General features: G+C 61.5%; 12 protein-coding genes. 1 reads left to right on the forward strand and 11 read right to left on the reverse strand.

Annotation, left to right across the window (positions count from 1 at the left end; genetic code table 11):
* Nucleotides 1-128 precede the first annotated feature (128 nt).
* Complete coding sequence (locus ACL2XG_RS08900; protein ID WP_410015987.1) at nt 129-752, forward strand: glutathione S-transferase family protein; 624 nt, start codon at nt 129-131, stop codon at nt 750-752.
* Nucleotides 753-778: 26 nt separating this feature from the next.
* Here ACL2XG_RS08900 and ACL2XG_RS08905 read toward each other — a convergent pair whose 3' ends face one another.
* The 11 genes from ACL2XG_RS08905 to ACL2XG_RS08955 all read right to left on the reverse strand — a co-directional run bounded on the left by ACL2XG_RS08905 (nt 779) and on the right by ACL2XG_RS08955 (nt 14,156).
* The gene (locus ACL2XG_RS08905; RefSeq protein WP_413722346.1) at nt 779-2,089 is read right to left on the reverse strand and encodes an ABC transporter substrate-binding protein; all 1,311 of its coding nucleotides are present in this window, start codon (nt 2,087-2,089) and stop codon (nt 779-781) included.
* Nucleotides 2,090-3,157 carry an ABC transporter ATP-binding protein gene (locus tag ACL2XG_RS08910; RefSeq protein ID WP_413722345.1) on the reverse strand — a complete coding sequence of 356 codons (1,068 nt, stop codon included), beginning with the start codon at nt 3,155-3,157 and terminating at the stop codon, nt 2,090-2,092.
* Nucleotides 3,157-3,981 (reverse strand): phosphodiesterase, encoded by an 825-nt coding sequence (locus tag ACL2XG_RS08915; protein ID WP_413722344.1) that lies wholly within the window; start codon nt 3,979-3,981, stop codon nt 3,157-3,159. Before ACL2XG_RS08915 ends, ACL2XG_RS08910 begins: the two co-directional genes overlap by 1 nt.
* Before the next feature lie 10 nt (nt 3,982-3,991).
* Complete coding sequence (locus ACL2XG_RS08920) at nt 3,992-4,822, reverse strand: carbohydrate ABC transporter permease (protein WP_410015991.1); 831 nt, start codon at nt 4,820-4,822, stop codon at nt 3,992-3,994.
* The gene (locus ACL2XG_RS08925) at nt 4,812-5,684 is read right to left on the reverse strand and encodes a carbohydrate ABC transporter permease (RefSeq protein ID WP_413722343.1); all 873 of its coding nucleotides are present in this window, start codon (nt 5,682-5,684) and stop codon (nt 4,812-4,814) included. Before ACL2XG_RS08925 ends, ACL2XG_RS08920 begins: the two co-directional genes overlap by 11 nt.
* A gap of 160 nt (nt 5,685-5,844) precedes the next feature.
* A complete protein-coding gene (locus tag ACL2XG_RS08930; protein WP_413722342.1) occupies nt 5,845-6,510 on the reverse strand; it encodes a DUF1345 domain-containing protein in 666 nt (221 codons plus the stop codon).
* Between the two features lie 235 nt (nt 6,511-6,745).
* Entirely contained in the window at nt 6,746-9,172 is a 2,427-nt protein-coding gene (locus tag ACL2XG_RS08935; RefSeq protein WP_413722341.1) for a membrane-bound PQQ-dependent dehydrogenase, glucose/quinate/shikimate family, read from the reverse strand.
* 230 nt (nt 9,173-9,402) lie between these two features.
* Nucleotides 9,403-10,359: a tRNA dihydrouridine(16) synthase DusC gene (dusC, locus tag ACL2XG_RS08940; RefSeq protein ID WP_413722340.1), complete on the reverse strand. Its 957-nt coding sequence runs from the start codon at nt 10,357-10,359 to the stop codon at nt 9,403-9,405.
* 259 nt (nt 10,360-10,618) lie between these two features.
* Nucleotides 10,619-12,043 (reverse strand): ATP-dependent RNA helicase RhlE, encoded by a 1,425-nt coding sequence (gene rhlE / locus ACL2XG_RS08945; RefSeq protein WP_413722339.1) that lies wholly within the window; start codon nt 12,041-12,043, stop codon nt 10,619-10,621.
* Nucleotides 12,044-12,280: 237 nt separating this feature from the next.
* The gene (gene tcyN / locus ACL2XG_RS08950; RefSeq protein WP_413722338.1) at nt 12,281-13,036 is read right to left on the reverse strand and encodes an L-cystine ABC transporter ATP-binding protein TcyN; all 756 of its coding nucleotides are present in this window, start codon (nt 13,034-13,036) and stop codon (nt 12,281-12,283) included.
* A 130-nt stretch (nt 13,037-13,166) separates the two neighbouring features.
* Nucleotides 13,167-14,156, reverse strand: coding sequence for a D-cysteine desulfhydrase (locus tag ACL2XG_RS08955; protein ID WP_410015997.1), 990 nt, complete (start codon nt 14,154-14,156; stop codon nt 13,167-13,169).
* Nucleotides 14,157-14,294 lie beyond the last annotated feature (138 nt).

Here is a 14,294-nt window from a genome sequence, read left to right on the forward strand (position 1 = left end):
CGGGGAAATGCGCCAACCCGCCGGACGACGGGATAGGCATGGCGCGCGCGGGCTATTTAATCTGGCGAAAAACAATGCCATTATGCCATATCGATCTCACCGGCACCGTGGCGACTAGAAGGACATCTATGCTGAAAATTCTGGGCAAGTCAACTTCCATCAACGTGCGCAAGGTCTTATGGACCTGCGTGGAACTGGGTATCGATTTTGAACGGGAAGACTGGGGGAGCGGATTTAAAGATCCCCATGACCCGGCTTTTCTGGCGTTAAATCCCAATGCCATGGTGCCGGTCATCCTGGACGGGGATTTTGTGTTGTGGGAGTCCAATACCATTATCCGCTATCTGGCCCGGGCCTACCGGGGCGAGGCGTTATATCCGGCGCCGCCGAAAAGCCGGGCGCGGGTGGATCAGTGGATCGACTGGCAGGCCGCCGAACTCAACCCGTCCTGGAGCTACGCCTTCACCGCCCTGGTAAAACGCTTCGCCACGCATAACGACGCGCAGCGCATTGCCGGGTCGATCGCCGCCTGGTCGGGGACGATGACCATCCTCGACCGGCAGTTGGCCGCCACCGGCGCTTACGTGGCGGGAGACGCCTTTACGCTGGCGGATATTCCCATCGGCCTGTCGGTGAACCGCTGGTTCTCCACCCCCATCACCCATCCGGAACTGCCCGCCGTCAACGCTTATTATGAACGGCTCAGCCAGCGTCCGGGCTATCTGGCCCATGGCCGCAACGGGATGCCGTAAGCGGCGCGCGCTGAAATATAAAGTGCTTACGGCAGTTTCAGCGCCGTTTGATCCACATAGGGTTTCATCAGCCCGTCCGCCTCCTGCTGGGCATCGCGCGCCGCGTCGTCCACCTTGCGCGATTTGTCGGTCACCAGCGATGCCAGCTGGTTTTCGATGGCCTGGCGCACCGCCACGGTCTCATAGGTGGCATACCAGGGATGTGCGTATTGCAACTGCTGCAACGCCACCGCCGCGCGCGGGTCCTGGGCCAGGTACGCTTTCATTTCCGGCGTGTCGTAGGCCGCCATGCGCGGGGCGAAATAACCGGTAAAACGGCTCCAGGCGCCGTTGACCTCCGGGCTGACCAGGTAGGTCATAAACCGGTAGGCCGCCTCTTTCTGCGCTTCACTGATACCTTTGAAACTGACCAGGCTGGCACCGCCGATAATTACCGCCTGCCGCTCCTTGGCCGGCAGCATCGCGACCTCCAGGGTGAAATCGCGGCTGTTTTCCCGCATATACCCCAGCGCCCCGGTGCTGAGCAGCGCCATGCCCAGCTTGCCGGAGAAAAACGCGGCGCCTATCTGTTTGGAATTCAATACTCCCGCCGGCATCACCTCATCGCGATACACCAGGTTCTGCCAGAACTGCAACGCCCCGCGCGTGCTGGCGCTGTTGTAATACACTTCGCCCGGATAGGCGGCATTATTAAAATTACCGCCGTTGGCGTGGGTCAGCGCCGAGAGCATCCAGCCGCCGTAATCATCGTTGGTGGAAGGGATCATGATGCCCCACTGCCCGGTATTTTTATCGGTCAGCTTTTTGGCATCCGCCACCAGTTCCGCCCAGTCGCGCGGCGGATGGCTGATGCCAGCCTTGGCAAACATGTCCTTGTTGTAATACAGAATCGGCGTGGAGTTGTGGAAGGGAATGGCGTAAGTCTGGCCCATCACCTGGGCGTTTTGTTGTACCGCCGGGAAGAAGTTTTTTTGCAGGAAGTCGGTGGCCGACTGCTTTTGCGGCGCAAATTTAAACAATTCGTCCATCGGCAGGATTTCATTTTTCAGCGCCAGATCGACGGTAAAATTGGCCGACATAATCACCAGCGCCGGCGGCGAACCAGCCTTGGCCGCCGATTCGGCCTTCATTTTGGTGGTGTCGTAGTTGCCGGTAAAAATACCGCGTACCTCCACCTGATCCTGCGACTGATTGTATTCCCTGATGACGCGGGTCATCTCGGTGGTCAGCTTGCCGTCCACCGGCGCCGGGAACATAAAATCAATGGTGTCTTTCGCCAGCGCTCCATGGCTTAACGCCATGCCGGTCAGCATCACTAGCCAGCCATATCTTTTCATTTACTGCTCCTGTAATAAATTGCGTTGGCTCGACACCGCGAACAGATAGCTGTCGCGGGACGAAAAAGAGAGGTTCAGGTCCTGGCCTACGGCGGCAACCGCGCCGCGGTTTTCCCGACGGTACTGCACCCGCCCCGCCGGGGTATCCAGCGTGATAAGGTATTCCGCGCCGTGCAGTTCGCGCCGCAGCACCCGGCCCCGCAGCGCCGCACCCGGTTCCTGCGGGTGTTCCGTCAAATGCTCCGGCCGGATACCGAAAAACACCGCGTCTTCACCATAGTCCGGCAGCCGGGCAATCGATTGCCCCATCAGCCAGACCTGCTGGTCATGCACAGGAAGGCGCAGGATGTTCATCGCCGGCGTACCGATAAAGCCGGCCACGAACATATTGGCCGGCTGCCGGTAGAGCGCCTCGGGCGTGCCCGTCTGCTGCAGTCGCCCGTCGTTGAGCACCGCGATCCGGTCGGCCATGGTCATGGCCTCGATCTGGTCGTGGGTCACGTAGACGGTGCTGGTTTTCAGGGTATGGTGCAGCGCCATGATGCCGTCGCGCACTTCGCCGCGCAGCTTGGCGTCAAGATTGGACAACGGCTCGTCCATCAGGAACAGCGCCGGCTCGCGCACGATGGCCCGGGCCATGGCCACCCGCTGGCGCTGGCCGCCCGACAGCTGCGCCGGCTTGCGATCCAGCAACGCCTGCAGTTGCAGCAGCCCGGCGACCTTCTCGACCCGCTGCGGGAACTGCGCCTTCGGCTCGCCGCGCATTTTCATGCCGAACAGAATATTGTCCCGGACGGTCAGATGGGGAAACAGGGCGTAATTCTGGAAGATCAGCGAAAAGTTACGCTCCCGGGGCGGACGCGCGCTGATATCCACGCCATCCAGCAGAATCTGCCCGCTGGTGGCGCTATCCAGCCCGGCCAGCAGGCGCAGCAGCGTGCTTTTGCCGCAGCCGGACGGTCCCACCAGCACCAGAAACTCCCCGTCCCTGATCTCCAGATCGATATCCCGCAGAACATCGGTCCCGCCAAATTTTTTTCCTAAGCCTTGGACGACAATGGCCGACATCAGCAGCCCTCGCCCGGACAACTGATGCGCGAGTCGTAGAGCCAGGGACCGGCGTAATTGGCCAGGGAATGGTAGCTGGTCACCAGGCCGACGCCCGGCACCAGGTTATGCATCATCATGGCTCCCGGCTCCAGGCTGTAAAGCGGACGCGGATCGGTATGCATATAGGGCACCTGGTGCACGGTGGCGGGCGCGGAACAAATCAGCGCCTGGCGAAATTGGGTGGCGATCATCCGGTGGACATGGCCGCAGAATACCCGGGTCAGCTGCGGAAACCGTTCTATCAGGGCCAGCAGCGCCTCGCCGTTGCGGCAGGCGATGGGATCCATCTGCGCCGAGCCGAACGCCACCGGCGGGTGGTGCATAAACACGTAGCTTTCCTTATCGTCGCGGGAAAGGCTCTTTTCCAGCCAGTCGAGGGTAAAATCGCTCAGGTGCCCCCAGGACGCTCCGGCCACCGATGTATCGATAAACAGCAGACGCACCGGGAACTCATCGACTTCATAGGCCATATTGTCCGGATCGTGGCCCAGCCGCGGGCACAGTTCGCTGAAGGCATCCAGAAACAAGGCCTTATTGTCATGGTTGCCGGGGATCAGATACAGCGGATAGTCAAGCTGGCCGAGGATATGGCGCGCCAGGCGATATTCAGCGGGTTCGCCGCAGTTGACCATATCGCCGGTAATGATGACCGCGTCGGGACGTTCCGCGAGGGCGTTGACCCGGTTGATGATTTCCGCGTTCATGGCGTTAACATCGATAAAATCATACAGCCGGGCTCCCCGGCTGCGGAAATGCATGTCGGACAATTGGGCGAGATACATCGCTATCCCCTTATTTAATACCGGAAAAACCAAAACCACTGAGAAAGTGCTTTTGGCATAAGATAAACGCCACCATCAGCGGCAGGCAGACCATCAGCGAACCGGCGCTGATCATGCCCCACTGCCCGCCGGATTCCGCCCCCATGGCAAAGGACGCCAGCCCCACGGTAAGCACCTGCTTATCGGGATCGTTAAGCACCATCAGCGGCCAGAGAAATTCGTTCCAATGATAGGTAATGGTCACGGCGGCAAACGCCATCAGCGCGGGACGGGTCATGGGCAGCAGCACATACAGCACCACCTGCCACCAGCGGCTGCCTTCCATCAGGGCCGCATCCTCCAGTTCGCGCGGAATATTCAGAAAGGCCTGGCGCATCAGGAAGACGCCGAAGGCCGACGCGAAGTACGGCATCATGGCGCCGGTCAGGGTGTTGAGCAGGCCAAGCTGGTGCAGGGTCATCATATTGGGCACCATCAGCATCACCGGCATGATCATCAGCTGGATCAACAGCAGGTAAAACAGCAGGGTTTTACCGCGGAATTCATGGTAGGCGAACACATATCCGGCGGTGGTGATGGTGACCAGCTGTACCAGGAAGGTCCCCAGCGCGAAAATCAGCGTATTGGCATACAGCCGCAGCCAGTCGGCGCTGTCCCAGGCCCCGGCAAGCGTGGCCAGCGTCAGCGGCCGGCGCGGCACCAGCGAGGCCATCGCGGATGAAAAACTGTCCGGGCTGATGGCGGCGGAAAACATCCACAGCAGGGGCGACAGCCACAGGAAAGCGGCGCACGCCAGCAGCAGGGATAAGGTTCGCAGCGGAAACGACGGGTTAGCGCTCATAGTGCACCCCTTTTTCCAGGGTGCGCAGATTCAGGATGGAAATCACAAACAGCGCCACCACGGTAAAAAAGGTAGCGGCCGAGGCTTTGCCGAAATCATGGCTGTTATTGGCCAGATCCTGGATGTAATACAACAGCACCGAGCTGGCGTGATTGGGCCCGCCCTGGGTCATGATGGCCACATGATCGATTTGGGTAATGGAATACACCAGGGCGATAATGATGACAAAGTTAAGCGTCGGCCTGAGCAGCGGCAGCTGGATGTACCAGAATATCTGGCGTTCCGACGCCCCTTCCATCAGCGCCGCCTCGCGCGGCGACGCGGGCAGGCCTTGCAGGGCGGCCAGGAAAAACAGCATATAATAGCCGGCAAATTTCCAGATGCCGACCAGCGCCAGGGCAAACAGCGCGCTATTGCCCATGCCGAGGTAATTAATGCCCATGGGGCCGGCGACCTTAGCCAGGTAATAGTCCAGCAGGCCCAGGTTGGGAATAAAGATAAAGGTCCAAAGCGTAGCGGCGCTGACCAGCGGGATAATGGTGGGGAAAAAAAACGCCGCGCGCAGCAGCCGGTTGAACCGGGTATTGCGCGCCAGCCAGACCGCCAGCGACAGCGCCAGGATCACGCCGGGCACCACCGTCACCAGGATATAGAGCAGATTATTGCCGACCGAGAGCCAGAACACCCGGTCCTGGAACAGGCGGACAAAATTATCCAGGCCGACAAAGGGCGGGTTATCGGTGGCAAGCCGCGAGTCATACAGGCTATCCACCAGCGAGCGCAACAGGGGAAAATAGGTGAAGCCGGCTAAAAATATCAGGGTGGGCGCGAGCAGCAAATAGGGAAACAGGCGTTTTAACATAAATAGACTTCTGCACAGCTTCAGCAAGTGGCCCCTATGCTAAGGGCCATGCTTGACAGTTTTAAGACAATGAGATGACGGAATCAAGATCCCCGGCCGCGGAAGCTACCGCGCTACGATGCCGGGGCGGCGCCGCAGGCGCCAGGAGATGGACGCAAGGCTATCCCAGCAGGCCGGCGCCGACGTTTATCGACAGGCCGAGGATGGCGAGGTTGAAGATAAAAGAGATGACCGATTGCAGCAGCGCTGCCTTGCGCGCCTCGGTGGTGCCGGTGGCGATGTCCGCGGTCTGCGAGGCGACGGCGATGGTGAACGAGAAATAGAGAAAATCCCAGTACAGCGGTTTTTCCGGGTCTTTGGGAAACAGCAACGGCACTTCAGCAACATCCCGATCGCGGTAGAACAGATGGGCATAGTGCATGGCAAACGCCGTGGGCAGCAGCGCCCAGGAGACCACCAGCGTCACGCCGGTCAGGATCAAATGCCAGGCTTTCACCGAACCGGAAAGCTGTTTCACCGTGCTCAGCTCCAGCAGGATCACCAGTACGCTGACCATACAGGTCAAGGTCACCAACGCCAGCACCGTGCTGGCGCTTTCGTCCTGGCGCAAGGCGATGGCGTGCATATCCTCCGGCCCGGCGCGCATCATCTCCCACCACAGGAATACTAAATACAGCCAGGCGAGGGCGTTCCAGCTTATCATCAGGCGCAGCAGCGTGGAAAACTGCGCGGGCAGGCACCAGTAGCAGATCACGCCGGCGGCGATGGCGATCAGCAGCCGGGGCCGCGCGGTAAAATAGTGCTTAACGGGATGGAGAAAACGCATGTGTCTGGCCGGACCTTAGTAAACGTGGCGATAACCGGCTGGCCCGCGGCAAGGGCCCCGGGCACCCGGCACGGCGGGGATGAGCGTAAAATAGAGCCTGCCGGTGAAAAAGACAAGGAACCGCCGGTAATATAGTTCCTTTAACGCCGGATAGGGCCGTGCGAAGGAGGGTGCGGCCGACGTCATGCCGTTAGCGTCCCGCGTCCGGATAGAAATCGGTCCGGCGCGGGATAGCCTAGCGCGCCGCATCCTTGGGCAGGGCATAAGCGACGATGGCGTCTCCCGGCTCGGTACGCAGGCCGCCATGGCCGCCGGCGGCAATCACTACATATTGGCGACCGTTCCCGCCCAGGTAGGTCATCGGCGTCGCCTGGCCGCCCGCCGGCAGGCGTGCCTGCCAAAGCTGTTTGCCGGAAGCCTCGTCAAAGGCGCGCAGATAGTTATCGGCCGTGGCGCCCATAAAGACCAGGCCGCCGGCGGTGATGATATTGCCGCCGATGCTGAAGATACCGGTCGGCAACGGCGCATTGGTATGGGTATTAAAGATATTCATATCCCGCGTGGTGCCCACCGGCCGCTCCCAGGCGATTTTCCGGGTCTGCAGGTCAATCGCCACCAGTTTCCCCCAGGGCGGCGCGCTGCAAGGAGCGCCGAGCGGGGTCAGCCAGGGTTTGACCACCGCCGCGTACGGGGTGCCGTACTGCGGGCCGACGGAAAAATCTTTGGGTTTGGGATAGGGCTGTTTGCTGCCCCAGCCCGCCCAGGGTTTCATCAGCCCCTTGTTGATCGCCTCGGCGGCGGGCATGGTCTCCACCGTAAAGGGGATGTAGCTGGTATTGGCGATAAGCAGGTGCCGCGCCGGGTCGATGGAGGCGCCGTACCAGTCCATCACGCCGTCAAAGGCGGGATACGCGATAGTGGTGCCAAGCGTGGGCGGCGTGTACTGGCCATGATAGATGGCGCGTTTAAACTGGATGCGGCACCACAGCTGATCGAGCGGCGTGGCGCCCCACATATCCTGCTCTTTCAAATCGGCGGGCGAGAGGTTCGGCATACCCACCGAGTCCGGCTGGGTGGGGGACAGCGTATCGCCCGGCAGCAAGGGCTGCGTCGGCACCGGTTTTTCAATGACCTGCGCCAGCGGTTTGCCGGTGGCGCGGTCCAGCAAAAACAGCTGGCCCATTTTGGTGGTTTGCACCAGCGCATGCACGCTGCCGACGCCGTCGGGCGACGGCAAATCGACCAGCGAAGGGCCGATGGGCAAATCAAAGTCCCAGACGTCGTGATGCACGGTCTGGAAATGCCAGCGCTCCTTGCCTGTCTCGATATCCAGCGCGACCAGCGCGCTCGAGTATTTATTATCGAACGGACGGCGGGCGGCGCCGTAGTAATCAGGCGTGGCGTTGCCCAGCGGGATATACACCAGCCCGAGATCGGTATCGGCGGTATAGGTGCCCCATCCGTTCGGCGTGCCGCGCGTGTAGGTCTCGCCCGGCTTGAGCGGCGCGGTGGGATCCGGCCGGCCCATATCCCAGGCCCAGGCCAGTTTGCCCGTTACCGGATCATAGGCGCGCACTACGCCCGACGGCTCGCCGCGCGCCTGGTTGTCGTAAATCCACCCTCCCAGCACCACCCGGTCCTTCACCACCAGCGGCTGCGAGGTAATAAAATGAAAGCCGGGCGGCACATCGCCCATCTGGTCGGTCAGGCTGACAAATCCGCGATCGCCGAAATCGTCACAAGGGCGGCCGGTATCCGCGTCCAGCGCCATCATTTGCGCATTGCCGGCGGTGGTGATTATGCGGCGGGCGCAGGCCTGTCCCGTATCGGCCGGCGCGGCATAATACGCCACGCCGCGGCAGGCGAGATATTCGTTGGCGGCGGTATCCGTATGCGGGTCATAGCTCCAGATGGGCTTGCCGGTGGTGGCGTTCAGCGCGATAACGCGACGATGCGGGGTACACAGATACAGACGATCGCGGATCTTAATCGGCGTTACCTCGAAATTAAATTCCCGGCCGTCCTTATCCTCGCCCTCGCGCGGCAGATCGCCGGTATCATAACGCCAGGCGGGCTGCAATTGGCCGACGTTAGCGGGGGTCAATTGCGCCAGGGGGGAAAAGCGCTCGCCGGCGGCATTGCGCCCGTAATAGAGCCATTGGTTACGCTGCGCGTCCGGGAACGTCGCCGTTTGCGGCAATGGCGCCGCAACCGCCGCGTTATGGACAAACCGGGTCTCGGTGACGTGGAAGCCGGCCCCAAAAATGCCGAGGATAGCGGCCAGGTAGATCACCCCGGCCGCCGTGGCCCGGCGTCTGTCGGAACGCAACGGGAATACCGGCCGGGTGATAAACGGCATGCTGCACCACAAGCCGAGCAGCGCCGGCACCAGCAGGCGGGGCAGCAATTGCCAGCCGTCAAAGCCGACTTCATAGACCGCCCAGGCCAGGGTGGCGATAAAGGCCAGCAGATACAGCCACCAGCCGGCCGCCTGCCGACGGGCAATCATAATCCCCGAGGCGGTGAGCGCCACACCAGCCAGCGGATAATAAAACGTGCCGCCAAGCGTCGCCAGCCAGGTTCCCAGCCCGATAAACGCCAGGCCGAAAAGAGCGATAACCACACCGGTAATACCGGGAAAGGACAGCAGACGACGCAGCATAGATACTCCTGATGCACCACAGGTTAAAGGGAGAGTGTGTCGATGGGCCATAGCGGCCTTGAGGGTTACGGCCATCAGGTTTATGGTCTTGCGCGGTGGGCCTGGTGCCGCCAAACGGACCCGCGCGCCATGCCGGCGGCAAAGCCGGGTTAACCCCGATTAACACCCTGTATAACCATAGCAAAACGTTGGCTTTTTGAAGGGAAAAAATGCCTATGGCGGCGGCATGGTTACGCGCAGCGGCTCCCGGCTTGCGTCTGGCGGCCAATCACCCGGGCGATGTCCGCGGAGGTTTTTAAAACCCTGATGTCGCCAAACAGCGTGGCGGCCTCGTCATACTCCTGGCGCAGGAAACCCAGCCATTGCTTGATGCGCGCCACATGGTACAGGCCGGTGTCGCCCTGCTTTTCCTGGCGCACATATTTTTGCAGCAGATCAACCACGTCCGGCCACGGCATCCTGGGTTCACGATATTTTATTACCCGGCTCAGGTTCGGCAGGCTTAGCGCGCCGCGCCCCAACATCACCGCGTCGCAGCCGGTTACCGCCAGGCAGTCGCTGGCGCTTTTCCCGTCGCGGATTTCACCGTTGGCGATCACCGGGATGGTTAAACGCCGGCGGATTGCCGCAATCGCCGGCCAGTCGATGCATTCCGCTTTGTAACCGTCTTCCTTGGTCCGGCCGTGGACCACCAGTTCAGTGGCGCCCGCCTGCTGGACCGCGTCGGCAATTTCCATGCTGCGGTGCGGGGTATCCCACCCCAGGCGGATTTTTACCGTCACCGGCAGATGGGCCGGTACGGCGGCGCGCATGGCCTTGGCGCCCCGGTAGATAAGCTCGGGATCTTTCAGCAGCGAGGCCCCGCCGCCGCTGCCGTTTACGGTCTTGGAGGGACAGCCGCAGTTGAGATCCACGCCCAGCGAGCCGAGCTGCACCGCGCGCCAGGCGTTTTCCGCCAGCCATTCGGGATATTGACCCAACAGCTGAACCCGCACCGGGGTACCGTCGGGCGTCCGGCTGGCATGATGCAGTTCCGGACAGAGGCGATAAAAGGATTTGACCGGCAGCAGGCTGTCCACCACCCGCAAAAATTCGGTGATGCAGAGATCGTAATCGTTAACCTCGCAAAGCAGTTCCCGCACCAGCGAATCGAGAACGCCTTCCATCGGTGCCAATAATACGCGCATAAAGTACCCGGCCGGAAAGAAGCGCCATAGTAGGTGATGAGGGGTGGCAAAATCAACGCTTTTACCGCCCTGCCCGGCGGCAAATGGCGCCTATAAAAAAACCGCCGCGCTTGCGCGGGCGGTCTGCTGATCGGGTGTCAGGGGTAAATACGGGGCGGATACCGCCGGTCGCATGACCGGATGCCCAACGCGGGTAAGCGGCGCCAGGATCCGCCTGCAACCCTGGGTCAAACCAGGGCTTCAGGCCAGGGGGCGCGGCTTATTTCTTGCCGCGGCTGTCGCGTGCGCCTGAACCCGCGTAAGCGGAGGAACCGCCGGCCGGGCGGCGCGGCGCGGCGCCACGTCCCGGCTGCGAGGCGCCTTCGCCTGTACGGCGGCGCTGGGGCGGACGACCCTCGCGGGCTCCGCCTTCGCGCGCGCTGTTGCCGCTGTCGCGGGCGCCGCCGCCGTTACCGGACGACGGGCCACCGCGGGAAGCGCCGCCACGGGACGGTCCGCCGGAACGGCTGCCGCGGCCGGTTTGCAGCGGCTCGGCCTTAATGGTCGGATCCGGCTCATAGCCGGGCACCGCGATGCGCTGGATCGGTTTTTTCAGCAGGCGTTCGATATCGCGCAGCAGGCCGAGTTCATCAACGCAGACCAGCGACAGCGCCTCGCCGGTGGCGGCGGCGCGGCCGGTACGGCCGATGCGGTGCACATAGTCTTCGGCAATCAGCGGCAGCTCATAGTTGACGACATGGGGCAGCAGATCGATATCCAGGCCGCGCGCGGCGATATCGGTGGCCACCAGCACGCGCACCTGGCCGGCTTTGAAATCGGCCAGGGCGCGGGTACGTGCGCCCTGGCTTTTATTGCCATGGATCGCCGCCGAAGTGATACCGTCTTTATTCAGCGCTTCCGCCAGTTTATTGGCGCCATGCTTGGTCTTGGTAAATACCAGCACCTGACGCCAGTCGTGCTTGCCAATCATATAAGACAGCAGCTCGTGTTTGCGCTTTTTGTCCACCAGGTGGACACGCTGTTCAATCTGGTCGGCGGTGATATTGTCGCGTGCGACGGCAACCGCGGCCGGATTGCTGAGCAGGGTATTGGCCAGCACCTTGATGTCATCGGAGAAAGTGGCCGAGAACATCAGGCTCTGTTTTTTCGCCGGCAGCAGTTTCATGACGCGGCGAATATCGTGGATAAAGCCCATGTCCAGCATACGGTCGGCTTCGTCCAGCACCAGAATTTCCACGCTGGACAGATCGACGGCACGCTGCTGCGCCAGATCCAGCAGACGGCCGGGGGTGGCGACCAGCACATCGACGCCGCCGCGCAGCTTCATCATCTGCGGGTTAATGCTCACGCCGCCGAAAACCACCAGCGAACGGATGGAAAGATGGGCGCTGTATTCCACGACATTTTCGCCAATCTGCGCGGCCAGCTCGCGAGTCGGGGTCAGGATCAACGCCCGTACCGGACGGCGACCTTTCACCGCCGGGCTCTGCTGGGTCAGCAGTTGCAGAATAGGCAGGGTAAACGCGGCGGTTTTACCGGTGCCGGTCTGTGCGCTGGCCATGATATCGCGGCCTTGCAGCACAAACGGGATAGCCTGGGATTGTACCGGAGTCGGCTTGTCATAGCCCTTCTCGGATAACGCACGCAAAATCTCGGCACTTAGGCCAAGTGATTCAAATGACATAATAATGAAAAACTCCAGATCCGCCCCGACGTCGCCTGTCCAGTCTGCGCTCAGGGGGATAATCAGATGGGAGGCAAAGCCTTACCATGGTGAACGGACAAAAACTATTGAACGGATTGTAGCAAAATTACCGGCAAAATGGGATGGGTATCAGGTAAATAACTGTAATCTACCCCGCCCAGCCGGCGTCCCGCATGGCTTTTGTTGCTGAAAAACCAGAGAAAAATGCTCTAAACATTAATGGGCATTAATAAACTTATCCAGGAATTGTTTGGTTCGCTCGTGCTCGGGATGGGTAAAAATCGCCTTGGCCGACCCCTGTTCGGTGATAACGCCGTGGTCCATGAATATCGCCCGGTCGGCCACATCGCGGGCAAAGCTCATTTCATGGGTAACGATAATCATGGTGCGTTTTTCTTCCGCCAGCGCGCGGATGGTGTTCAGCACTTCGCCCACCAGTTCGGGATCCAGCGCCGAGGTGGGTTCGTCAAACAGGATCACCTCGGGGCGCATGGCCAGCGCGCGCGCAATGGCCACCCGCTGCTGCTGGCCGCCGGAGAGGCGCTTGGGATAAGCGTCTTCCTTGCCGCTCAGACCCACCTTGGCCAGCAGTTCCCGGGCGCGTTCGATAGCCTCGGCGCGCGGCTCGCCCTTGACGACCACCGGTCCTTCGATAATGTTCTCCAGCACCGTACGGTGGGGAAACAGATTAAAGCTTTGGAAGACAAAGCCCACCTGCTGGCGCAAGGCGCGGATTTGCCGTTTTTGCGCGCTGAGCGGCCTGGCGCCGTCAATGACGATCGACCCGACCTGGATGGTGCCGCTGTCCGGCTCCTCGAGTAAATTGATGCTGCGCAGCAGGGTGGTCTTGCCGGAGCCGCTGGGGCCGACAATGGCCAGCACGTCGCCGGTATTCACTGACAGGTCGATGCCGTTCAGCACCCGTTGGCCGTTGAAGGTCTTGACCAGCTGCTTGACTTCAATAGTACTCATTACGACTCCCGATCGTATCAGCGCGTGTCACTATCCCCGCGGGGCGACTGTTTAAAACCCAGGGCGCAGATTATCATGAGCGCGCGCCGGCCGCATCAGGCAAACGCCGCCGCGCGCGCGGCAACGGCATTTATACGCCGGGATGATAGGCAAACAGCGCCGGCGCGCCGCCGGTATGGATAAATATCACCGGCTCCGGGCCGATGCGTTTTTGGTCGATGGCGTCGATAAGCCCGGCCATGGCTTTGCCGGTATAGACCGGGTCGAGCAACATTCCTTCCAGCCTGGCCAGCAGCTTGACGGCCGCCAGCCCTTCATCGTTCGGCGCCCCGTATCCGGGCGCGAAATAGTCATCCCAAAGATGGATGGGCGCCAGCGGCGCGGTGAATTCCAGCGCGTCGGCCAATTGCCGCTGCAAGGCGGCCACTTTCGGACGTTGCTGCGCGTCGGTCCTGGAAACCGTTACGCCGATAAGCCGGGTTTCCGGCATCAGCGCCTGCAGGCCCAGCGCCAGTCCGGCATGGGTGCCGCCGCTGCCCGAGGCGGTGACGACATAACCGGGGGCGAGCTGGCCGGCGCACTGATGGGCTATTTCCAGCGCGCAGCCGACATAGCCGAGCGCGCCCAGCACATTGGAGCCGCCCACCGGCACCACATAGGGGCGGAACCCTTGCGCTTCCAGGCGTTCGGCGGTATCGGCCAGTTGCCGATCCGGTTCGTCCAGGGCGTCGCACATTATCACCTCGACGTCGAACAGATCCAGCAGCAGGCGGTTGCCGTTGGTAAGATAATTTTCCGCCTGGGTGCCGATCGGGTTCTCCAGCAGCGCGACGCAGTGCAGGCCGAGCTTAGCCGCCACCGCCGCCGTTTGCCGTACGTGGTTGGATTGAATGGCCCCGGCGGTCAACAGCGTATCGGCCCCCTGGCGCAGGGCGTCGGCGGCGAGAAATTCCAGCTTGCGCAGTTTATTGCCGCCCATGGCCAGGGGCGTCACGTCATCGCGCTTGATGTAGATTTCCTGTCCCAGGTGCTCGGATAAGCGCGGGAGGAATTCAAGGGGGGTGGGCGGACCGATGAGATCGAGGCGGTGAAAGTTGGCAAGCTGCAGGGATAGATCCATTTTCGGCTTCCTTTAACAGGATCGTTTTTAAGTCGGTGGCGGCGGGCATGCCGTGCCATGGGGTGCTCTCCCTTTAACACGTCTGCTTTAAGCGCGGTGCTGGCGGGCATACCGCGCCATGGGGCGCTCGGTCGGGCG

This window comes from Sodalis sp. RH24, assembly GCF_047324145.1.
Classification (GTDB): Bacteria; Pseudomonadota; Gammaproteobacteria; order Enterobacterales; family Enterobacteriaceae; genus Acerihabitans.